A 22,043-nucleotide genomic window follows, 5' to 3' on the forward strand; every position below is an offset into this window, starting at 1 on the left:
ATCCCGCGCTCCGGCGATATCCGCAGGCCAAAGCCGTCAACAGGCCCTGCGCTACGCCGATTTCGAATTGTTGAACATCACCTTGTGCAGTAGTCGGACCGCACTTCACGGGCATCAGGGCAAGGGATTGTACAGCGTGGCCTTAAAAACGGCCGCCGCCTTTCGGGGAGCTTCGATTCCGGGGTCTCGTGTACGGCAGTGGAGCGACGAATCGCCTCCGCCGGTATCCGAATTCGTCCTGGCCATCAGGTGCTCATTGTGCCGAGCACTCTCCCCGTCCCAGCGGGACAGGTCTTCGGCGCCGCCCGGTCCCGGTCACGGCCGTGCACACCGCACGCCGACCGCACTCCCGGCACTCTTCCGCGTGAGGCCGGCGGGAGTGCTCACGTACACGGGCCGGGGCGGCAGACGACCGACCGCGCTGCGGCCGGGGGCGGTTGCGCCACCGACCAAGGAGCGACGCCCAACATGTCACTGCCGTGTTCCCCGGGCACGAGCGAGTCCCCTGCCCGGCCGGCCGGGCCCGCCGAACTGCTCGACCTCGAAGTCATCGTTCCCGCCTACAACGAGGAACACCGCATCGAGGCGACGATACGGGCTCTCACGGGCCATCTTCGGCGGCTGCCGCTGACCAGCGGGGTCCGCGTGGTCGACAACGGCAGCAGCGACCGCACGGCCGAATGCGTCGACCGGCTCGCCGCGTTGGGGCTGCCGGTCACCGTCACCGGCTGTGCGAGTCCCGGCAAGGGAGCGGCAGTCGCACGAGGGGTGCTCACCTCCCGTGCGCGCTGGACGGGCTTCTGCGACGCCGATCTCGCCACTCCCGCCCATGCGTTGGACGACGCGTTGACGCTGCTGCGCGAGGGCTGGCAGGTGGTCGTCGGCTCCCGTCGCTGCGCGGGCGCCCGCATGGTCGTGCGCCAGCCGCTCTCCCGGCGGCTGGGCGGCTGCGGATTCCGCTTCCTGGCACGGGGGCTGGCGGGACCGGTGGCGGACACGCAGTGCGGGTTCAAGTTCTTCGCCACGGCCGCGGTGCTGCCGCTGTTCGCCGACGTGACGTGCACCCGCTTCGCCTTCGACCTCGAAGTGCTGGCACGTGCCCGTGCGCTCGGGCTGAGCACCGTCGAGTTCCCGGTGGCGTGGAGCGACCGGCAGGGGTCTACGTTCCGGCTGGTGAGCGACGGCTGCCGGGCCGCGGTCGACCTGTGGCGGCTGCACCACCGCCTCGCGCGCTCCGCCGAGAAGCGGCACGGCGAGGGACGGAATGAGCCTCGGCACGGCGAGCGGCGGAATGGTGTGCGGCAGTACGGCACCGCTGCGGGAACCCCCGCCGTGGAGTGCGCCCCTGCGCAGCTCGTCCACGCGCAGCCCGTCCCCGCGAAGGCCGTCCCCGCGAAGGCCGCCCCTGCGAAGAAGGGGCGCGCGTCGTGAGCCGCCTGCGGGAGTCCTTCCCCGGAACGGACCGCTGGCGAGGCCGTCATGTGGTGATCGCCAACTGGCGTGACGGCCGTCATCCTCAGGCGGGCGGCGCGGAGTTGTACTGCGAGCGGGTCGCCCGCGAACTACACGACGCCGGAGTCCTCGTCACCTTTCTCACGGCCAGGCCCCGTGGCAGCGCCCGGCGTGAACGCACGCCGTACGGCACGGTCGTCCGTGGCGGCGGGCGCTACACGGTCTATCCGTTCGTGCTGCTGTGGCTGCTGCTGCATCGCCGCGGGGTGCACGGCGTCATCGACTCCCAGAACGGAATCCCCTTCTTCGCGCCCCTGGTGCTGCGCCGCCGCACTCCCGTACTGCTGCTCATCCACCACGTCCATCAGCAGCAGTTCGCGCTGCTCCCCCTCCCCCTCGCCGTGCTGGGCAGATGGCTGGAGGCCACCGGAAGCCGCCTGGTCTACGGGCGGCGGACGGTGTGCGCGGTGTCCCCTTCGTCCCGGGCCGAGATCCGCTCGCGGTTGGGCCTGCGCGGCCCGGTGTATCTCGCGCCTCCGGGGCTTACGCCCGGGACCCCCGGCCCACGGGCGGCTCGTCCCCGCATCGTGTGCGTGAGCAGGCTGGCCCGTCAGAAGCGCCTGGACCGTCTGATCCGTGCCATGCCGCTGCTGCTGCGGCTACAGCCGGGTACGGAGCTGCACATCGTCGGGGACGGGGCGGCGCGGGCCGAACTCCAGCGCCTGGCCGCCGGGTTCGGCGTGGGCCGCTCGGTGGTCCTCCATGGGCGGCTGCCCGCCCGTGCCCGTGACGCCCTGGTGGCGTCGGCGTGGCTGACCGCGCTCCCCTCACCACGCGAAGGCTGGGGCCTGTCGGTCATGGAGGCGGCCGCCCTCGGGGTGCCGACGGTGGCCTATGACGTACCGGGTCTGCGGGACACCGTACGGCCCGGCCGCACCGGCTGGCTGGCCCAGGAGGGCGAGGACGGCGAAGACGGCGAGGACGGCGAGGACGGCCGTGAGGGCAAGGAGGACAAGGAGGACAAGGAGGGCCCGGGGCAGCTTGTGAGGACGCTCGATCAGGCGCTGCGAACGCTGCGCGACCCGGACCAGTACGCACTCTTCTCCACGGCCTGCCGCGAGTGGAGCGCCAGGTTCACCTGGACGGCCACCGCGGCGCACCTGCTGTCCGCGCTGACCGCCGAACGGCTGCGCCTGCGCGGTGACTTCGGCCTGCGGCCCATGAGCGACGCCTGCACCGTGGTGACGCTGCCCCGCGAGATGTTCGACGCGGCGGATGCGAGCGTCCTGCGGCCGACCGATCTGGCGGAGACGGGCGACAGGCAGGCCGCGCTGCTTCTCACCGGGGCCGACGAGCAGGACGCGCGAGGAACGCTCGTACGGATGGGGCTGGACCCGTACGACGACCGGATCGGGGTACGGCTGGCCCGGCACCGGGATCTGCTGGGCTGGCGCGCGCATCCGTCGGCGGGCGACGGCCAGGCCCGCCGGAACCAGGAACGCCGGGTCCCGTACCCCCGGAAGCCGGACGGCCGGGCGCTCGACGGCCCGTCCCCCAGCCGCCGGTCCCCGAACAGCCTTGCCGCCGGGGCGGGTTCGGCCCTGCCCCGCTGGGTGGCCGCAGTGCCCGGGATGTTTCGGCCTCCGGTCGTGGCCGTGGCCTCGGTCGCCGGTGTGCTGTTCGCCGTCGCCGTGGCCGCCGGGGAGCCGTACGCCCTGACCGGAGTGCTTCCCGTCGCGGTCCTCTCCTGCCGCCGCGCCGCGGAACGCGAGGGGGCCGTGTGCCTCATCGCCGTCGTGGTCGCCGCGTGCGGCATGTACGTAGCGATCGCGGCGGGCGACCTGGCCCGCGAACCGTGGGGCCTGTGGAGCCCGGTCCAACGGGCGGGCGCCTTCCCGCAGTTCGTCGTCGGCTGCACCGTGACGACGCTGGGGACGCTGACGGTCCTATGGCTGCTGTGGCGATGCGTACGCCGTCAGGAGGCGGAGACGGCGTTTCCAACGGGCGGTACGGCACCAGGCCGTACAGCACCACCGGGCCGCCCGGCACCGGCCCGCCCGGCACGGAACACGCGGAAGGCTGACCAACTCGCCGCGCCGGACCGTCCGTCGCCCTTCCTGATCACCGCGTGGTGCGCGGCGGGACTGGTCCATCTCGCCTACGCCATGGCCTGCGGCGCCTTCGAAGTGCGGCTTTGCCACACGCAGTCGATCGCCGCGTCTGCCTGTCTGGCTCTCGCCGCGGCACACGCGCTGCGCGGGTTCCACGGCGAGGGCGCCTGCCAGGGCAAACAGGCGATCTCCGGGACCACCGCGACCGACAGGACCACCGCGACCGGCGGGCCGCTCCCCCGCGCCCGCCCCGGCACTCGTCCGGCGTCGCTCTCCAACCGCCCCGAAGAGCAGGCGAGTTGACCATGCCCGCAACACAGACCACGGCCGGCGGCTCCCGGACGAACGCCGACTCCCCGCCGCAGCTCCGGACTTCACGTGCGGCTGCCGCGCTCACCTGCGCCACTCTGCTGGCCGGTGCCGGAAACTACGGCCTTTCCCTGCTCATGGTCCACCTGCTGGCTCCGGCCGAGTACGTCCGATACGCCACGGCCTCCAACGTCCTGCTCGCCGTGGGCACGTTCGCGGGCGCCACGATGCCCGCCCTGGTGACGCGGGAGCTGGCCGACCGTCCCCACGGGCCCGTCCAGCGGGCGCGCGGCGTAAGGCTCTGCCTGCGTACGGCCGGTGTCTACGCACTGATCTGTGCCGCCGGAGCCTGCGCCGCCTGTGCCACCTACGCCGGTCCCGCCCTGACGGCCGCGGTCGCAGCCGCCGCCGTGCTGCTGTGGACCAACGCCACGGGCGCGGGATTGCTGCAAAGCCGCCAGGACTTCGGGCGGCTGGCCGTGCTCTGGCCCGCCGAGGCGGCCGTCCGTGCCGTCGCCTCGCTCGCCTTCCTCTTCGTGGGCCGCAGCAGCGCGGGGGCCGTCGCCGGTATCGCGGCCGGTGCGGCGGCCACCGCCGGTGCGGCCTTCCTGTCCGACCGGCGCCCCCTTCCGTGCCGGACTCCGTCCGCGCCGCACAGGCCACCGCCAGGCCCGGCAGGCGGCGGCCCGGCAACCGGGCGGCGGGCCCCTTGGCGGCGGGCCGCGTCCATCGGCGGCGCCCAGGCCCTGATGTGCCTGCTGCCGTCCCTGGACGTCGTCGTAGCGACCGCCGTGCGTTCCGGAAGCCCCGAACTCGCCCCGTATCAGGCGCTGTTGGTGCTCGCCCGCGTCCCGCTGTACGCGGCGACCGCTCTGGCGGCCGTACTGCTACCGCAGTTGGCCACCACACCGGTCACCACACAGCCCGCGGCATCGGCTTCCACACCGACCGCCCATGAACGCATCGACCGCACACCCGTACACAGAGCCCTTCGGCTCCACTGGGCGGCGGCCCTCACCATCACCGTCGCCGTCGTCACCTGCCCCCGGCCGCTGCTCGCGCTGGTCGTGCCCCCTTCCTACGCCGGCTCCGCGGCGCTGCTGCTGCCGCTGGGCATCGCGGGCGTGGCCGCCGCGACCCTCACCGTGACCGCGACGGTCTTCCTCGCCTGGGGTCCGCTGCGGCAGCAGATCCGGCTGCTCGCCGCCGCCTGCCCGGCCGGTGCCCTGCTGTACGCGGCCACCGCGGGCCAGCCCGTCCGCCTCGCCTGGAGCGCCGCCCTGCTCACCACGGTCACCGCCGCCGCCTCACTCGTCCTGGCCGGACGCCGGATCGCATCGCCGCTGTGGCGAACCGCCGCCGCATGGTGCGCCACGGCCGCCGCCGTCGCCTGCGTCCTTTACGCGCTGCGCGGGCATACGGCGCTGTGGTGCCTCGCCGTCCTGGCCCTCGCCGCCACGGCACCGGCCGCCGTACGGGATCGTCAACCCACCCGTACACAAGGGCCGTTGCGGGTGCTGCACCTCGCCTTCGAGGACCCCCGCAGCCCCGGTGCCGGCGGTGGTTCCGTGCGTACGCACGAGGTCAACCGCCGCCTGGCCTCCTACGGAGTCGAGGTGACCGCCGTCTGCGCACCATGGCCGGGGCCCGGCTGCACCCCCACGGTCCATGACGGCGTCCGCTACCTGCCGCTCCCCGGGCGGCTCGGCCCCCTCAACCGCAGTGGGACGCTCTGCCGACTCGCCTATTTCTGCGCCGTCTTGGCCGGTCTGTGGCGGCTGATCCGCCGGATGGACCCCGACCTGGTCGTAGAGGACTTCGCCGCGCCCTTCTCGTCGGTCTGCGTTCCATGGCTGACGCGGCGGCCCGTCGTAGGAGTGGTGCAGTGGCTCGCCGCCGCCGAGAAGACCGAGCAGTACGGGCTGCCCTTCCATCTCGTCGAACGCCTGGGCCTGCGCTCCCACAGCAGGCTCGTCGCGGTCAGCGAGGGACTCGCCGCCGAGCTGCGGCGCCGCCGCCCCGGCGCCCAAGTCACCGCGCTGCCCAACGGGATCGACCGCGCCGCGTTCACCGCCCCCGCGGGCGCCGCACGCGAACACGTCCTGTATCTCGGACGTCTTGAGACCAGCTCCAAGGGACTCGATCTGCTGCTGCGCGCCTACGCGTCGGCCGCCCCGCGCACCACCTGCGATCTGCTGATCGCGGGCGACGGGCCGGACGCCGAGACCGCACGCTCGCTCGCCCGCAAGCTCGGCGTCGAGGGGCGGACCCGCTGGCTCGGACGCGTCGAAGGGGCCGTCCGTTACGCGCTTCTGGCCGGTGCCCGACTGGTCTGCGTGCCCAGCCGCTACGAGACGTTCGGACTCGTGGCCGCGGAAGCCCTCGCGACGCGTACGCCCGTCCTGGCCTTCGACATTCCGAATGTGCGCGATCTCGTCACCGACGCCGTGGGAGTACGCGTACCCCCCGAGGACGTCCGCGCGTACGGGGACGCCCTGGCGGACCTCGCCGCCGACCCCGCCCGCTGCCGCCGCCTCGGGAGGGCGGGGCCCGCGACGGTCGCGCATCTGGACTGGGACGCCGTGGCACGCGCCCAACTCGCCCTCTACGAACGGGCCGTGGGCCGGGAGCGCAACGAGGACGCCGGCCGGGCACAGTGAGGTGACGTCTCGCCGGGGGCGGCGGTCGTGCCCGGCGCTCCGCGTCGTGCCCGGCACTCCACGCACATCCCGGCCACGCATTCCCAGCACACGCAATTCCGGGGCGAGTTCACTCGGCGAACGGCGGGCCTTTCATCGCACGCTCTTCATCCCACGGCCTAGCTTCCACGCTTTTGATCCCACACCTTTGATCCCACGCTTTTCATTGCGCGACTCTCCGAAGGCCCGGCCTCTGGCCGATCTGTAGAACCTTCGGCTCGCGGCCGGTTCGGGGAATTCGAGGTCGGCGACGAGTCCTGTGTGAGCACCGCCGGACGGCGGTGACGGAACGACACAGGAGGAAGAGCCATGTCCGTCACACCATCGTCATCGACAGACTCGTCGGCGGCTTCCGAACAGCGACCGGATGCCGGTCAGGAGACGAATCTGGTGAAAGATCCCTGGTTCCAGAGCTATCAGGTCGGCTCCGGCTGGGGCACCGACGGCTTTCTCAAGCTCGTCGACTTCGCCAAGGACCGCCATACGTCGCTCACTCACTGGAAGACCGACGCGGCGATCGGCAAGAGGTACCAGGCGATCACCCTCTACACGCAGAACCCCGACACGGCCGCGAATCAAAACGGGAGGATGATCCTGCCTCCCGGAGCGCCTCCCGGGGCCAATGCGCTCGACCTCAACGGCTGGGAGGCCCAGGGATTCGTCGAGCAGGAGATCGCCACCCGTAAGGGAGCGACGTACGAACTGCGGTACTGGCTCGGCTACGACATGTACGGCGGCACCGGCATCGCGCAGATGGGAGCACAGGCCAGCGCCACCGACGCCGAGACCGGCGCACCGCTGGCGGCGAAGATCTCCCGGGTCCAGAAGGGAGGGAAGGCGCCCAACAACGTGAACAACGACCCGCGGTGGCGGCAGGAGAGCGTCGAGTTCACGGCCAGGTCGTCCCTGACGAGGATCCGGGTGCAGGACATGACAGGGCCCGTGTCGGCCACCGACGACCTGGTGCCCGCGTATCAGGGGCTGACGGGCGCGGACGTCACCGGTGTCTCCGTGACGGAGAAGGCGCCCGCCCCGGGGGACTTGGCGGTCGCGTTCACCGCGGTGCCCTTCCTGACGGCGCGTGCGGGCAGCACGGCCGTGGTCGCCGTGGACGTCGCCAACACCGGGAGGGTCCGGATCGGGGAGCAGAGGGTCGTCCTCACTCCCGGGCCCAAGGGCGTGTCCTTCCTGCGGGCGCAGGCCGTCATCGTCAAGCGCGAGGAGGGGGAGACCTCCCACCCGTGCACGGTTACCGAGTATCCGACGGTCAAGGCCGTGTGCCCGGCCGTTCCGCTGAACATCGAACCGGGCCGTACGGTCCGGCTGGAGACGGAGATCAAGACCGGCAGCGACCTGCGGGAGGGCGATCTGCCCTCCGTCCGCTTCCAGGTCGGGGAGCTGGGCTCCGCGCACGGCGAGGTGAAGATCGTGGGCTGACGGCCCCGGAGTCGAACCGAGGGCCCCGGAGCCGAGCCGAAGGCCCCGGAGTCGAGCTGAGGGGCCCCGAAGTTGCCTGACCATGTGGTGACTTGGCCCTGGTGACTTGGCCGCGGCTCGCTTCGCGAGGAGGCCAAACCTGCGCTGCGGCAGCCGGACCGCCTTCCGGCTGCCGCCGGCGGCTCGTCCACGACAGGCGCTCATCGCCGGTCCTTACGCGTAGGCGCGTCGCGTGTATGCGCGTTGGCAGAGCGGCGCAGCTCGTAGATCTCCAACGCCTTTGCGGTGGCGCCCGGTTCGCGGTGTACGAGGCGGGCATAGCGGCCGAGTCCGGCGTACAGGCCCGGTGTGATCGTGGTGTAGCCCTGGGCGATCAGCTCCCTGGAGACCACCAGATAGCCGGGGCGCATACGGGCCAGATCCTCCGGGCCGTCGAAGTCGCGCTGAAGGGCGCGGGGAATGGCCTGGGGCACGGTGTCGTCGGTGGCCGCGATCGTGGCGTCACGGGGGATGTGGCTGTCCACCCAGACACGGGTGCGCCGGTGGGCGTCGTCGGGACTGGTGTGGACACGGGTCCAGGCGCGGGCGTCCAGGCTGAGCGCGAGCGCCGCGAGCAGCAGCGGCAGCGCCGCGGCGATACGGCTCCTGCGGCGTCGGTATCCGCTGCGGCTCCCGCTCCCGCTACGGCTACGGGTACGGCCGGGGAGGACGCCTCCCAGGGTCCGGGCCTGCGGGTAGAGGTGCATGGCCAGACCGAAGGCGAGGGCGCTGAGGATCACCGTCGGATAGAACATCTGCTCCTCGGTGGTGCCCCATACGACGGCGTAGGCGTCGGCGGGATACGAGCAGGCCGCCACGGCCGTGATCAGCGAGCGTGCGGGAGAGCCGGCGAAGAGCCCGGGATGCCGCCGGCGGCACCACAGCAGCCATCCGGTAGCACAGGCGCCGAGCCCGATCAGGCCGTACGGCACGAGGTAGTGGTCGAGGTGGGCGAGCAGCCGCCCGTGCAGGTCGGTGGTGTTGTGCGGGCTGCCGAATCCGGTGATCTGCTTGACGCCCGACGCCCGGAGGATGCCGTCGAGTTTCTGCTCCCGCCACGCGGACCAGCCCCCCGTCGCGGCGGTCACGGCGACATAGCTCCCGTAACCGGCGGCGGTGACGGCGGCCGCCGTCAGCCTCATCCGCCGCACCGCACCGGTGGAGGACAGCCCGAGCACACCGACAGGCAGAAAGGTGATCAGGCAGTACCAGTCCTTGGTGGTGACCGCCACGGCGAACGCCAGGCCCGCCCCCACGGCCGACGCCATACGGGCGCGGCGAACCGGCGGCGTACGGGCGAGGATCAGCAGGCCCACGACGGTGGCGGCCATGGCCTGGGCCTCCAGCATGGCGCGGCTGTCGAAGCGGTTGAGGAACGGGTCGAGGGCGAGGAGAAGCCCCACCGCCCAGGCGACGGCGGGACGCGCCGCCCGGCGCAGCAGCAGGGTCCCGGCAAGCACCGTCACGGCGCCGAGGACCGCGCTGACCGGCCTGAGAGCGAGCACGTCGGTCATCAGATCGCCCTTGTCGCCGATGACTTGGAGTACGCCCGCCAGCACCGCGAAGAACGCGGGCGGGTGCAGGGCGAAGTAGCCGCCGTGGTAGGCCGGTCCTTCGCCGCGTGCGATGCTGCGGCCGACCTCGACGTAGTAGCACTCGTCCACGTGGAGGTCGTAGGCGCTGTCGATGGCGGTCATCCGCAGGACGAAGGCGAAGACGCAGAGGGCGGCGAGACCGACTGCCGCCCGTGGGGCCCGAGTCGGGCGCGGGGGCCGGGGCGGTTCGGCGAGCGGCGCCCTCACGGGGGCGTACTGGTGCCGTCCGAATACGTCCTGCTGCCGTGCGAGCGCTTCGTCGTCGCGGGCGGTACGGATCTCGACGTGCTCGTCGGACGGGTCGATCCCGATGCGTTTCAGTACCTCGTGGGCGCCGTGTTCGCCGGTGCCCGCAAGCAGCAGCGATGAGCGGGGGGTCGAGGCGTCGACGAGGTCGGTGACGTGCAGGGCCGCCAGGTCGGCGTCGTCAAGGGCGGTACGCGGCAGGGTGACCAACGTGCGGGCGTCGCTCGGTAGTCGGTGCGGCGGCCCGTGCGCATGCAGCCGCTGGTGCTCGGCGGCGAGCGCGGCCAGAAGGTGCGCGGCGTTCGCGGGACCCGGCGGCGCCGGATAGATCGGCCCCCGCCAGCCGAGGCTCGCGCGGACCGCGGCGGGGGAAGGCGCGGGGGCAGGAGAGACGGCGTCGCGGGAGCAGGCAGCGTCGCGGGAAGAGGGAGGCAAGACGGTGCACAGCGCGCGCCGCCCGTAGACCAGCCGGACCGCGCACACCTCGACTCGGCGCAGGAGGCCCCCGATTCGGCGCGGCAGGCCCGAGTGCGCCGGGAGGCGAGTGAGCCCGCGCCCATCGATGGTTCGCCGCAGGGACGCCGCAAGTACGAGCAGCGCCACCGGAGTTCGGCGCGGCAGCACGAGGGGACTGAAGAACGGCAGGCCGTTCCGTACGTCGATCACGGCGTCGACGGTGTGACGGTGCCGGGCCAGCCACAGCAACACGAACAGCCATACGGTGAGGCGCCCGCCTCCGCGTACGACCGTGCCGTGCACGGTGGTCTCGCGACGGGCAGCACCACGCGGACGTGCCGTCAGATATGTGACGCGCACTCCCGCGCGATGGAGTTCCCGTGCGGTCTCGGTGCTGTGGAATCCGCCCTGGCCGGTACGCCGGGCGCTGCCGGTCCTCCGGGCACTGCCGGTGCTCCTGGTGCCGCTGCGGTCAGCGTGGTCAGCGCGGTCGGTGTCCCCGCTGCTGCCGGGCGGCGCGGCGCCGTCCGACTCGCCCTGAACAGGCCGCGATCGATACGTCTCCCATCGGTCGCACACGACCACATGGCGCCCACGCCAGTCCTCGGTGGCGGGCAAGGCGCTGTGCAGATTCATCGTCGTACGCCCCTTTTGTGCTCGTCGGCTGGGCTACATCCCACGAGCAGCGGGAGGCGCGATCAATGGCGGGCCCGCATCCATCGACACAGTGGCCGCACTTCTCCTCCGGGTGTTCTCAGCGGCCGTACCGGACCTGTAGCCGCCCGCTCAGCACAAGCGGGCCGACCCGGTACCTGGTCGGCCCGCTCATATCCCGGCCTCGCCGTAAAGCGTTCCTGCGGTCTCGCGGGACGGGCGCGGGACAGCCGCCGTCTTGCCGTCCTGCTCGGACTCAGCGAGCAGCGTCGCCTTCCACCATCGTCACCTCGGCGGTGGTCTCCCCGTGGCCGTCAACCTTCCACTGGGTGCGCGGCAGTTCGCCGGGCTTGAGGTTGTCGGCGGTGTCGACCTCGGTGCGCAGCGTGATCGACTGACCGGGGTGAAGATTCAGTTCGGCGTCACAATGCATCATCTTCCGGTTCTTCTCGTCGAGTTCGCACATCGCCACCCGCTCTCCGTCGCTGTCCTTGAACAGCTCGGTGAACGGCCACGACAGGCCGTCGGAGTCGAGCCTCACGTCGATCGGCAGCGAATCGACGGTGCTGCCGCCGCGATTCGTAATCTTGACCGCCGGGAATCCGGGCTTTCCGGGGACAGCGGTCCTGAACGGCACGCCCTCGACGGAGATGTTCCCGGCCGAGTCGGCCGGGACATCCATGACCTGCGGTCCCTCGGCTGCGAAGGCCGTCCCCCCGCCCGCCGTGATCGCGGCCAAAGCCAGCGCGGCGGTGATTCCGGCCCTGGCGGACTTCCTGCGCATCCCATTTCGCCGACCCCGGCTCTTGACGGTATTCATGGAGCCTCCTTGACCCATGTGGTGCGGCGTCGGCAGTAGTTCCGCCGATGTTCCGCCCGCACCTGCATTGAGAATGTGCACGCGGGGTTTTCAACAACCGGAAAGGACGTGCAAGTTGGCCACGCTGTAGAAGCCCTTCGGAGCGCGCTTCCTGTGTGGTGAGGGCTCGTCGGGGCGCAACGCGGGGCAGGGCGGGCGGAGTTGGATCTGCCCCCTGGTTGCGTGCCGTCCGGGGTGCGGCTTGACTGCCCGCCATGGAGCAACAGAGCGAGCAGGACGGGGCGCACCTGCTCGCGGAGCTGGACGCGACCCCGCTGGCCGAGCTGCGCCGGCGCGCCGCGATCGTCACCGCGCTGTCGGGCGGCCCCGGGACCTTCTCGCAGAAGTCCGTTTCCTACCGGGTGGACGGCGCGACGCGGTTCGCGTGGAACGACAGCGGCGGTCAGTCCGTCAAGTGGTACTTCACCGACGACGGCCGGGCACTGCTGATCGCGTTCGAGCACGAGGGCGAGCTGAACCTCCCCGGGCCGACGGACGAGTTCGCGCTCCAGCGGACCTACTACCGGGGCGTCCCCGACGACCTCCTGCGATACGCCGGGGACCGTACCCGGGCGTACGAGAACATCACACTGACCGACCCCGAGACCGGCGCCACACTCCTGACCGCGACCGGGGTGTGCTGGTACGACGGCGCCCACTGGCACATCGCCGACGGGCTGCTGGCGTACTGCGCGGAGGAGGGCATCGACCTCGACTTCGAGTCGGGGCTCGACATGAGCCCATACGTCCTCGGGCGGGACTTCACCCCGGAGACCTACCTCGACCACTACTACTACCGCGACGAGGGGGACGACCTCCCGGTCGCCGAGCGCGCTGCCGTGCTCGACGCCATCCGTCCCGTCTTCGCCCAGCACCCTCCGTCCCGCTGATGGCCACGCCCGGCCTTACGGAGCTGCCAGGGCGAGCCCCGCGCGCCGCTACCGGACACGCACCGCGGCGTAGGTGGAAATCTCCGGGGATCGGCCCGCTGACGCCGCCCACCACAGCAAGATCATCCAACTTCTGCTGCTTCACCCGATCGGCCCTGACAAGGGCAAACCGGCGTTCGTAGAGTCGAGTTCAAGATCGACTCAGCGGAGACTCAGACCAACAGGTCTGCCTCCAGGGCGCGTTGCCCAGTCCGGACGCGCGCAGCCAACGTCTTGTATCCCCCAAAAGGAGCCGCCATGGCCGCCTTCCGACCCGTGCCCCACCTGGAGTGCGGCGATTCTCCCCCGCGAGCACGGGCCGTACGAAGACTTCAGCGCGAGGCGCCAGTACTGGCCCGGCAACTGCTCGACGGGCCCCATCTACCGGCGTCCGCCGGGCACTTGGCCGTACGCGACGTGGCGGAGGACGTCGCGCTGTGGCTCTCCGTGCTCGCGGGCGACATCACCGGCGCCGACGTCGCCCATCGCTTCCGCCGCCGCGGACGCACACACTCGAGCCGTCACGTACCGCTGGAGGACGCCGTACTGCTACAGCACATCTGTGCACGCCTGATCGACGAGGCCGTCACCGCCGAGATCTCCCGGCGGCACGACAAGGCAGGAGCCTCGGGGACCGGAAACCCGGGCGCGCACGGCGAGTCGGGCGACTGCCCGCGCGACGACCGCTTCGGCCCCTTCGGCCGCGGCGACGGGGACGACGGTGGGCGGCGGCGCGACGACGCACGCGGCGAAGCAGCGGGGCACGACACGGCGGCCCGGCCCGATTTCGACGCCTCCCAGGGGGAGTTCACACGCATCCTGGCCACCGCCACCACCGCCGTCGCCGCCGGGTACCGCGACGCACGCCTCGAACTGCCCTCACCCGTGGACGAGATCGAGCAGACGGTGAAGACGCTGAGCGGCGGCAGCGGTCACGGTGCGGGCACCGCGGACCTGCCCGGGCACATCGCGACGCCGCTGCGCTGGTGCCTGGCCAGCGTCCGGCTCACCGACGCACACCCGGCGTCGCGCCGCTTCCGCGCCGCCAACCCGCACGCGCTCACCGCCGTGACCGACTCCCGCCTGATCTGCTACTCCCGCGAACGCCCCACCGTCCCGGAGGGTTTCCCCGCACACGGCCTCGCCTGCGTCGACGACGACACCGCCCTCGCCGCGCGGCACGCCATCGCCTCCGCGGGACTGGCACACCACTACGGACTCGACCAGGTCAAGGCCCAGCAGGTCCTTCCCGTCATCCGTGCGCTGGAGCAGGACCCGGCACGGCACGAGGCGTTCATCGACTCCTGCCTCGGCCCGCTCCGCACCAGCGACAGGCACCGCCATCTCCTCGACACCCTCCGCGCCTATCTGGCACACGGGCTGCGGACGACTCCGGCCGCGCGCAGCCTGTACGTTCACCGCCACACCTTCACCTACCGGCTCCACAGCATCCGCAGACTGACGGGCCTCGACCTGGCCCACCCCCTGCACCGGCTGCGCGCCGAACTCGCCCTGCTCCTGCTTTCCGTACAACTGGGCGCGGAGGCGGGACGCCGGCTGGGCTGACGGCGGGTCTGTACGGGCTCTGCCGCCGGGTGCGCCAACAGCCGCATCGGCGGCCCGCGTCGGCTCCGCGGGCCGCCGAACGGGCGCCCAGTCGACGGAGCCTGGGCACCTGGGAGGGGGATTTGGCGCAGCAGGGGCCGGGAGCCGGGGGCTACTTCATCAGCCAGTCGGTCTTCGCGCTCTGGTCGGCGATGTGCCAGGTGATGGACGGCATGTCACCGGGCTTGAGGGACTTGTCGGTGTTGACCTCCGTACGAAGCTCGACGCTCTGACCGGGGTCGAGGTTGAGCGGTACGTCCTTGCACAGCGAGGTCCCCGCGTCGCCGTCGACGACATGGCACGGGGTCTCGACGAGGTTGCCGTCGCGGTCCTGGTAGACCACGTTGAAGCCCCATTTCACGCCCTCGGGGCCCAACTTGAGGGTGACGTCCTGGTTGCCGATGCGGGCGTTGCCGGTGTTGGTGACCTTCAGCCGCGGCACCGCCGGCCCGCCCGGCACGGCCGTGATGTGGCTGACGGGGTCGAGGGCGACCTTCGTGTCCTGGGCTTCCAGGTCGGGGAAGTGCCAGACCTGGCCGTCGTTGCGGGCGGCGACGAAGACTCCTCCGGCGCGATCGGAACGGATGGAGACGGCGCTGCCCATCCCGGTGGCGACCTTCTCCGTGGTGCCGTCGGCCAGATCGATGCGGTGCAGTTCGCCGTTCGTCCGGACTCCGTACGCCTGGCCGGAGCCGGTGATGACGACGTCGTGGTAGGCGCCCCCGGGGATCTCCCGCTTCGTGTTGTCGCTGAGGTCCACTTCGTAGAGGTGCCCGCCGGAATCGATCTCGCTGACGTACGCGTGACCCTTGTGGTCCAGGGCCACTCCGTGCATGTAGTAGCTGCCGTCGGCCACCTCGGTGGTCTTCTTCGTGGCCAGGTCGAGGCGGTAGAGCTTGTGCGACCCCTGGGCGGTCGAGATGTAGGCGTTGCCCTTGCCGTCCAGTTCGATGTCGGTCGGGTTGGACAGGGTGGTGACGACGTCGACGTTGCCGGTGGTCAGGTCGATGCGCCGCACCTTGTCGTCGCCCCAAGCCACGTTGTAGGCGGTGTCGTCGTCCGCGAGCACGGTCTTCCAACCGATGCCGGTGGCCACCCTCTTCGTCTCGCCGGTGTCGAGGTTCTTGCGGTAGAGCGTCCCCTCGCCGGACGAATCGGTGATGTAGAGGTTCCTGCCGGTGCTGTCGACGTCGACATCGGTGGCATCGGTGCGGTCGAAGACCTGACGGCACTTCTCCGACGGGCACGACACCGACGTATCGGCCGCCGCCGGGTCCGCGTCCTCCGCCGCGTACGCGGGTGCGGCGCCCCCCAGGGCGATACCGGCGACCGTCATCGCGGCCAGCGCGGTCAGCCCTGGCCGAGCGGCCCGGCCGGCAGCGGCCGGACGACGGGCCCCGGGGCGATTGCGGGTGAACAGCTGCATGTCTTCCTCCAGGCTTCAGCGGCTGCCGCGCGGACGTTCCACACTGCTCGCCACCCGGGACGATGCGCCGCCAACGCCCCCTGGAAGCCGATCGATTGACGATTCGGGACACACAGGCCAAGGACGGGACATGCCACACGCTCCGCGCCCCCGCAGGCGTCCGCCGCAGCGCCCCGCCCCTTCCCCGTGTCCTTCGACTGGCGTAACCCCGGCCACCCCACGCCCCCACGCCCACACCGCCACCACCCGACGCATGAATGCCCTGGCCCGCCCCGTGCCCATGGCCCTGCCCGGCGCCGCCGTACACCGCCCGTACACCACCGTCCCGGCCTCGCCCCCGACGCGTGCGAATCGCGACGCGTCGCCGCCGCGTGCAGTGTGGATATGTCCAGGAGGGTTGCGATGGCGCGAGATGCGGATGAGGGGCCTGTCGGCACCGGAGGCGCCGGCACGGACCGCTCCGAGGGGTTCGGCGAGCGGCTGCTCGGCGATCTGCTGGACCGCGCGCACGAGATGCCGCCCCATCTGATCGCCCCCTTGATCGCGGAAGAGGTCGGCCGCGTGGGCGGCCGCAAGGTGTCGATCCTGCTCCAGGACTACGCACAGCTACTGCTCGTACCGCTGCCGGGCAAGGGCCTCTACGGCGCCGAGACGGAGCCGATCGCCGACTCCCCGGCCGGTTCGGCCTTCCTGCGCGGGGTCCCGGTCGAGATCCGCGAGAAGCACGGCGTGCGGATGTATCTGCCGCTGCTGGACGGCAGCGACCAGGTGGGGGTGCTGGCTCTCACGCTGGACAGCGTGGACGACGACGACCGGCGGCTGCTGGGGCGCCTGTCCGGGCTGGTCGCCGACATGCTGGTCACCAAGAACGGCTACACCGACCAGTTCTTCCAGGCCCGCCGCCGCGAACCGATGAGCCTGGCGGGGGAGATCCAGTGGTCGCTGCTGCCACCGCTGGCGATGTCCGTACCGCAGGCGGAGGTCGCCGGAATCCTGGAGCCGGCCTACGACGTGGCAGGCGACAGCTTCGACTACGCCCTCAACGGGAACATGCTGCACGCGGCGATGCTCGATGCGGTCGGCCATGGCGTCCGCGCCGCGAACATCGCCACCATCGCGTTGGGCGCCTACCGGCATGCGCGGCGCCTCCCCAGCGATCTGCCCGACACGTACTCCGCCATGGACGAGGCGATCAGGGAACTGTTCGGGCCGGAGCACTTCGTCACCGCGCAGATGATGCGGCTGAACATCTCCGACGGCAGCCTCGAATACGTCAACGCCGGTCACCCGTCGCCCCTGTTGGTGCGGGAAGGCCGCGTCCTGGGGAATCTGGAGGCCCCCACCGCCCTGCCCGTGGGTCTGGGCGGCGATCCTCCCGAGATCAGCGAACACCGGCTGCGCCCCGGGGACCGGGTCCTGTGCTTCACCGACGGACTCATCGAGGTGAATCCCCGGGGGGCGGCGCCCGACTTCGACGAGGAACGGTTCGCGGAGCTGGTCGACCGCGTGCATCGTGCGGGCGACGGTCTGCGGGGGACGGTACGGGCCCTGTCACACACGTTGAGGCAGAGCCGCGGCTGGGTGACGGCCGACGACGCGACGCTGTTCATGCTCGAGTGGCGCGGCGGCCAGGACACGAGCGCCGTCGACGAGTTGGAGGGACCACGCTGACCGGCCCGGTACGCGGTGCCCGTGGCAGTACGGCGGGCGCCCTCACGCACACGGCCCCGCCGGCCGGCACGACCGAAGACACCGCTGTCCACGGCACACGCGAGGCAGGCGAGATATAGGCATGGCGGGATTCCTCAGACGTCTCCGGGCCGGGCCCGGGTCGCGCGCCGGCCGGCGGCGGGGGCCGGGCGCCGGGGAGAAGCAGGGCGCCCCAGGCCCTCTTCTGCCGGGCAGACGTCTGTGGTCGGCGCTGAGCGAACGCAGCCTCGCCAGGCAGGTCTTCGTACTCCAGCTCGTCATCGTCCTGCTGCTCGTACTGGCCGCGGTGGCCGCGCTCGTACTCCACGCACGAAACGACAGCGAGCGGGCCGCACGCGACAGGGGGCTCGCCACCGCGCAGGCGTTCGCGCACTCCCCCGGCATGCTGCGCGCGCTGCGCTCCGCCGATCCGACCGGGGTGCTGCAACCCCGCGCGGAGGACGCCAGGAAGCGCTCCCGGGTGGACGGAATCGTCGTGGCGAACCGCGAGGGGGTCCGCTACACCCACCCGAACGAGGACAGGATCGGGAAGAGGATCGTCGCCGACATCACGCGCGCACAGCGGGGACGAGTGCAGGTCGAGGAGGTCGAGGGCACGATCGGCCGGATCGTACGGGTCATCGTCCCGGTGACGGACTCCCGCGGCGACGTCGTCGGCCTGGTCGGCGTCGGGATCAAGGTGGAGACCGTCGGCGCGGGCGACGCGCTGCCGCCCCTGCTGGGCACCGCGGCGGGGGCGCTCGTGCTCGCCGCGGCCGGTACGGCATGGGTCACGCGACGGCTGCGGCGCCAGACGAAGGGCCTCGGGCCCACCGAGATGACCCGCATGTACGAGCACCACGACGCGGTGCTGCACGCGGTGCACGAGGGCGTGGTGATCGTCGACGGCGAGGGACGGCTGCTGCTCGCCAACGACGAGGCCTCCCGGCTGCTGGACCTGCCGCCCGACGCTCGCGGACGGCCCGTACCGGAACTGGGGCTGGAGCCTCGTATCGAGGAGCTGCTGTCCACGGGACGCGTGGCGACCGACGAGATCCTGCCGTCGGGCGACCGGCTGCTGGCGGTCAACAGCCGCCCCACGGGAGAGAGGGGAGGCCCGCCGGGCTCGGTCGCCACGTTCCGCGACTCCACCGAACTGAGCCGTCTCTCCGGCAGGGTCGAGTCGGCCCGGAGACGTCTGCGCCTGCTGTACGACGCGACGGGAGCCATCGGCACCACCCTGGATGTGACCCGCACCGCCGAGGAGCTGGTGCGGGTGGCCGTGCCACGGCTCGCCGACTACGCGACCGTCGACCTGGCCGAGCCCGTGCTGCGCGGCGACGAGCCGGGCCCGTCGTACGGAAGCCCGCAGATGCGCCGCACCGCCTTCGAGGGGATACGGGGCGATCCGCCTCTCATGCCCGTCGGCGAACTGATCACCTTCCTGCCGTCCTCGTCGCAGGCCAGGAGCTTCGCCGAGGAGCGGGCGGTGCTGGAGCCACGGCTGAACGACTCCTTCGGGTGGGCGCTGGACGCCGAACGTGCCGCACGCATCACCCAGGCCGGGATCCACTCGCTCATAGCGGCACCGTTGCGGGCACGGGGCGTGCTCCTCGGCGTGGTCACCCTCTGGCGCTCGGAGAAGCCGGAGCCCTTCGAGGAGGACGATCTCTCCATCGCGGACGAACTGGCCGCCCGCGCCGCCCTGTCCATCGACAACGCCCGCCGCTACACCCGTGAGCACGCCATGGCCGTGACGCTTCAGCGCCGTCTGCTGCCGCGTGCCCTGCCCGACCAGAGCGCCGTGGAGGTCGCCTCGCGCTATCTGCCCGCGGCGGGCGGGGTGAGCGGCGACTGGTTCGACGTCATTCCGCTGCCCGGGGCCCGTGTCGCCCTCGTCATCGGGGACGTCGTCGGCCGCGGTCTGCACGCCGCGGCCACCATGGGGCGGCTGCGCACGGCCGTGCACAACTTCTCCACTCTCGATGTACCGCCGGACGAACTCCTCGCCCATCTCGACGAGTTGGTCGGACGCATCGACCAGGACGCCGTCACCGCCGGCGACGAGGCCGCCATCACCGGGGCCACCTGTCTGTACGCCATCTACGACCCTGTCTCCCGAATATGCGTGATGGCGCGGGCCGGGCATCCCGCGCCGGCGCTCATGAGACCCGACGGGACGGTGGAGTTCCCCGAGGTGCCGGGCGGGCCGCCGCTGGGGATCGGCGGACTGCCCTTCGAGGCGGCCGAGTTGACACTGGAGGAGGGCAGCAGGCTCGTCGTCTACTCGGACGGGCTCATCGAACGACGCGGCCAGGACCTCGACACCTCGCTGCGGGCCCTGCGCCTCGTGCTGGAACGGGCGCGCGGCTCCCCCGAGCAGATCTGCGACGCGGTGATCGACGGCCTGCTCCCGGTGCCGCAGCACGACGACATCGCCCTGCTGGTCGCGCGCACCCACGTGCTGGAGGCGGGCCAGGTCGCCGAGTGGGACGTGGAGTCCGACCCCGCCGCCGTCGCCTCCGTACGTGCCGCGGTGCTCGGGAGACTGACCGAATGGGGCCTGGACGACATCGCGTTCACCACCGAACTCATCCTCAGCGAACTGCTCACCAACGCCATCCAGCACGCCACCTCCCCCGTCCAGGTCCGGCTGCTGCGCGACCGCACGCTGCTCATCTGCGAGGTCTCCGACGGCACCAGCACGTCGCCGCATCTGCGCTACGCGGCGACGACGGACGAGGGCGGGCGCGGGCTGTTCCTCGTCGCGCAACTCGCGGACCGCTGGGGCACCCGCTACACCAAGGAAGGCAAGGTCATCTGGACCGAGCAGGCGCTGCCCGAGAGCGGCGGCCCGGCGGAGGCGTCCCCGGCACCGGTTCCGGCCGCGGCGGGCGGTGACGGCATCGGAGGCGGCCGAGCGGCAGACGTCACCGAGGAGTCGAACGGGCGCCGATGAGCTGAACGCGCTATAGGGCTGGACGGGCCGAAGGGCTGAAACGGGGCCGAAGTCCCTCGGCTCGTACGTCAGTTGAGGCTCCGCGGCGGGTCCGTACGCCGGACGGACCGGGGGCGGCGGAACGCGGCACGGGCACGGACATGGGGACCGCCCGTCTTCCGCGTGCGGTGATCCCTGAGAGCCTGGCCCGAGTACACCGCGTACATCGAGGTCACGACTACACCCGAGCACGGCGAACGCGGCGAGATCATCGGCCGCACCGAGGGAATCGGGCGCACCGAGATCATCGGGCGGATCGAGCGCACATCCGGTCGGAGGGCGGGCATGAGCGAAGGCGACGCGACGGCGGAGCGTACCGGGGCGTTGCTCCGGAGGATGAGCGGACGGGACCCGGGCGAGGATCACCGGGCGGCCACGCCGCTTGAGCTGCTGTTCGACCTGACGTTCGTGGTGGCCGTCGCGCAGGCCGCGGCCCAGCTCCATCACGCCCTCGCCGAGGGGCACTTCGGCTCCGGGCTCGTCGGCTACGCGGCGGTCTTCTTCGCGGTGTGGTGGGCGTGGATGAACTTCACCTGGTTCGCGTCCGCCTACGACACCGACGACGTGCTCTACCGGCTGCTGACACTGGTTCAGATGGCCGGTGTCCTGGTGCTGGCCGCGGGAGTGCCCTCCGCGTTCAAGAACGGCGACTTCGCGGTGGTCGTGGTCGGCTACGTCATCATGCGTGTCGCGATGCTCGCCCAGTGGCTACGGGCCGCCATGGAACACCCGGAGGGGCGCAGCGGCGCACTGCGCTATGCCGCGGGCATCGCCCTCGTACAGGCCGGGTGGATCGCACGGCTCTGGGCCCCGGGTGTATGGGCGCCGACGACCTTCGTGGTGCTGGTCGTGGCCGAACTCGCCGTACCGGCCTGGGCCGAGTACCGCGGAATGGCCACCCGCTGGCATCCCGGCCATATCGCCGAACGCTACGGGCTGTTCACGATCATCGTGCTCGGCGAGGTCATCCTCGCCTCGCTCTCGGGGGTCCAGTCGGCCGTGACCGACCACGGCCTGTCCTCCGACGTCCTTCTGATCGCGCTGGGCGGGCTCCTGCTCGTCTTCATGCTGTGGTGGACGTACTTCACCGGAGGCGAGGTGCGGCTGACCACCCTGCGCACCGCGTTGACCTGGGGCTACGGCCACTATCTCGTCTTCGCCGCGCTGGCCGCGCTCGGCGCCGGACTGCAAGCGGCACTCGACGCCTCCGAGCACCACGCGCATCTGACGGAACGGGCCGCCGGGCTCGCGGTGGCGGTACCGGTGGCGGTCACGCTGCTGCTGCTCGCCGCGCTGCATCGCGTCGCCGGTACGGGCGCGGTGGCGCGCGGCGGTCTGGCGGCGGCCGGTGCGCTGGCGGTGCTCGCCCTGGGCTTCGGCGCTTCCGAACTGAGCCTGGGAGGCGCCGTGCTGGGCATGGGCCTGGCCGTCACCGCGACACTGATCGCCAACACGGCGACGCTCCGGGGCGGGAGGGCGGCGCTTCCACGCTGACGCCCCGCCGCCCCGCCGCCGCACCGCTGCCCCCGGCTCGTACCG

Annotated in this window: 12 protein-coding genes; 9 read left to right on the forward strand and 3 right to left on the reverse strand. The window is 71.8% G+C overall.

Features of this window, described 5'->3' with window-relative positions; translation table 11 throughout:
* Window positions 1–468 precede the first annotated feature (468 nt).
* From MMA15_RS10620 to MMA15_RS10635, 4 genes are all read left to right on the forward strand, one after another.
* Window positions 469–1,431, forward strand: coding sequence for a glycosyltransferase (locus MMA15_RS10620; protein WP_241058860.1), 963 nt, complete (start codon window positions 469–471; stop codon window positions 1,429–1,431).
* Window positions 1,428–3,866, forward strand: coding sequence for a glycosyltransferase family 4 protein (locus MMA15_RS10625; protein ID WP_241058861.1), 2,439 nt, complete (start codon window positions 1,428–1,430; stop codon window positions 3,864–3,866). Before MMA15_RS10620 ends, MMA15_RS10625 begins: the two co-directional genes overlap by 4 nt.
* 2 nt (window positions 3,867–3,868) lie before the next feature.
* The gene (locus MMA15_RS10630; RefSeq protein ID WP_241058862.1) at window positions 3,869–6,532 is read left to right on the forward strand and encodes a glycosyltransferase; all 2,664 of its coding nucleotides are present in this window, start codon (window positions 3,869–3,871) and stop codon (window positions 6,530–6,532) included.
* A gap of 429 nt (window positions 6,533–6,961) precedes the next feature.
* Window positions 6,962–8,008, forward strand: a complete 1,047-nt coding sequence (locus tag MMA15_RS10635) for a hypothetical protein (protein ID WP_241058863.1) — start codon at window positions 6,962–6,964, stop codon at window positions 8,006–8,008.
* 200 nt (window positions 8,009–8,208) lie between these two features.
* Here MMA15_RS10635 and MMA15_RS10640 read toward each other — a convergent pair whose 3' ends face one another.
* Window positions 8,209–10,980 carry a phospholipid carrier-dependent glycosyltransferase gene (locus tag MMA15_RS10640; protein WP_241058864.1) on the reverse strand — a complete coding sequence of 924 codons (2,772 nt, stop codon included), beginning with the start codon at window positions 10,978–10,980 and terminating at the stop codon, window positions 8,209–8,211.
* 274 nt (window positions 10,981–11,254) lie between these two features.
* The gene (locus MMA15_RS10645) at window positions 11,255–11,818 is read right to left on the reverse strand and encodes a hypothetical protein (RefSeq protein ID WP_241058865.1); all 564 of its coding nucleotides are present in this window, start codon (window positions 11,816–11,818) and stop codon (window positions 11,255–11,257) included.
* Between the two features lie 254 nt (window positions 11,819–12,072).
* On the opposite strand from MMA15_RS10645, the gene MMA15_RS10650 reads away from it, so the two are divergent.
* Window positions 12,073–12,747: a hypothetical protein gene (locus MMA15_RS10650; RefSeq protein ID WP_241058866.1), complete on the forward strand. Its 675-nt coding sequence runs from the start codon at window positions 12,073–12,075 to the stop codon at window positions 12,745–12,747.
* Between the two features lie 297 nt (window positions 12,748–13,044).
* Entirely contained in the window at window positions 13,045–14,352 is a 1,308-nt protein-coding gene (locus MMA15_RS10655; protein ID WP_241058867.1) for a PucR family transcriptional regulator, read from the forward strand.
* Between the two features lie 151 nt (window positions 14,353–14,503).
* On the opposite strand, the gene MMA15_RS10660 is transcribed toward MMA15_RS10655, so the two are convergent.
* Window positions 14,504–15,817: a Vgb family protein gene (locus MMA15_RS10660; RefSeq protein ID WP_241058868.1), complete on the reverse strand. Its 1,314-nt coding sequence runs from the start codon at window positions 15,815–15,817 to the stop codon at window positions 14,504–14,506.
* A 402-nt stretch (window positions 15,818–16,219) separates the two neighbouring features.
* Between MMA15_RS10660 and MMA15_RS10665 the strand changes: the two genes are divergently transcribed.
* The 3 genes from MMA15_RS10665 (at window position 16,220) to MMA15_RS10675 (ending at window position 21,998) form a co-directional block, all read left to right on the forward strand.
* A complete protein-coding gene (locus MMA15_RS10665; RefSeq protein WP_241058869.1) occupies window positions 16,220–17,488 on the forward strand; it encodes a PP2C family protein-serine/threonine phosphatase in 1,269 nt (422 codons plus the stop codon).
* A gap of 121 nt (window positions 17,489–17,609) precedes the next feature.
* On the forward strand, window positions 17,610–20,465 hold the full coding sequence (locus tag MMA15_RS10670; RefSeq protein WP_241058870.1) for a SpoIIE family protein phosphatase: 2,856 nt from the start codon (window positions 17,610–17,612) through the stop codon (window positions 20,463–20,465).
* A 324-nt stretch (window positions 20,466–20,789) separates the two neighbouring features.
* Window positions 20,790–21,998 carry a low temperature requirement protein A gene (locus MMA15_RS10675; protein WP_241058871.1) on the forward strand — a complete coding sequence of 403 codons (1,209 nt, stop codon included), beginning with the start codon at window positions 20,790–20,792 and terminating at the stop codon, window positions 21,996–21,998.
* Window positions 21,999–22,043 lie beyond the last annotated feature (45 nt).

Origin of the sequence: Streptomyces marispadix, from assembly GCF_022524345.1 — a bacterium.
Taxonomy (GTDB): Bacteria; Actinomycetota; Actinomycetes; order Streptomycetales; family Streptomycetaceae; genus Streptomyces; species Streptomyces marispadix.

Bases quoted from the DNA above. Each gene is read 5' to 3' on its own strand.
- MMA15_RS10620 (WP_241058860.1), top strand. From the start codon at position 469: ATGTCACTGCCGTGTTCCCCGGGCACGAGCGAGTCCCCTGCCCGGCCG.
- MMA15_RS10630 (WP_241058862.1), top strand. From the start codon at position 3,869: ATGCCCGCAACACAGACCACGGCCGGCGGCTCCCGGACGAACGCCGAC.
- MMA15_RS10640 (WP_241058864.1), bottom strand. From the start codon at position 10,980: ATGAATCTGCACAGCGCCTTGCCCGCCACCGAGGACTGGCGTGGGCGC.
- MMA15_RS10645 (WP_241058865.1), bottom strand. From the start codon at position 11,818: ATGAATACCGTCAAGAGCCGGGGTCGGCGAAATGGGATGCGCAGGAAG.
- MMA15_RS10650 (WP_241058866.1), top strand. From the start codon at position 12,073: ATGGAGCAACAGAGCGAGCAGGACGGGGCGCACCTGCTCGCGGAGCTG.
- MMA15_RS10655 (WP_241058867.1), top strand. From the start codon at position 13,045: ATGGCCGCCTTCCGACCCGTGCCCCACCTGGAGTGCGGCGATTCTCCC.
- MMA15_RS10660 (WP_241058868.1), bottom strand. From the start codon at position 15,817: ATGCAGCTGTTCACCCGCAATCGCCCCGGGGCCCGTCGTCCGGCCGCT.
- MMA15_RS10665 (WP_241058869.1), top strand. From the start codon at position 16,220: ATGGCGCGAGATGCGGATGAGGGGCCTGTCGGCACCGGAGGCGCCGGC.
- MMA15_RS10670 (WP_241058870.1), top strand. From the start codon at position 17,610: ATGGCGGGATTCCTCAGACGTCTCCGGGCCGGGCCCGGGTCGCGCGCC.
- MMA15_RS10675 (WP_241058871.1), top strand. From the start codon at position 20,790: ATGAGCGAAGGCGACGCGACGGCGGAGCGTACCGGGGCGTTGCTCCGG.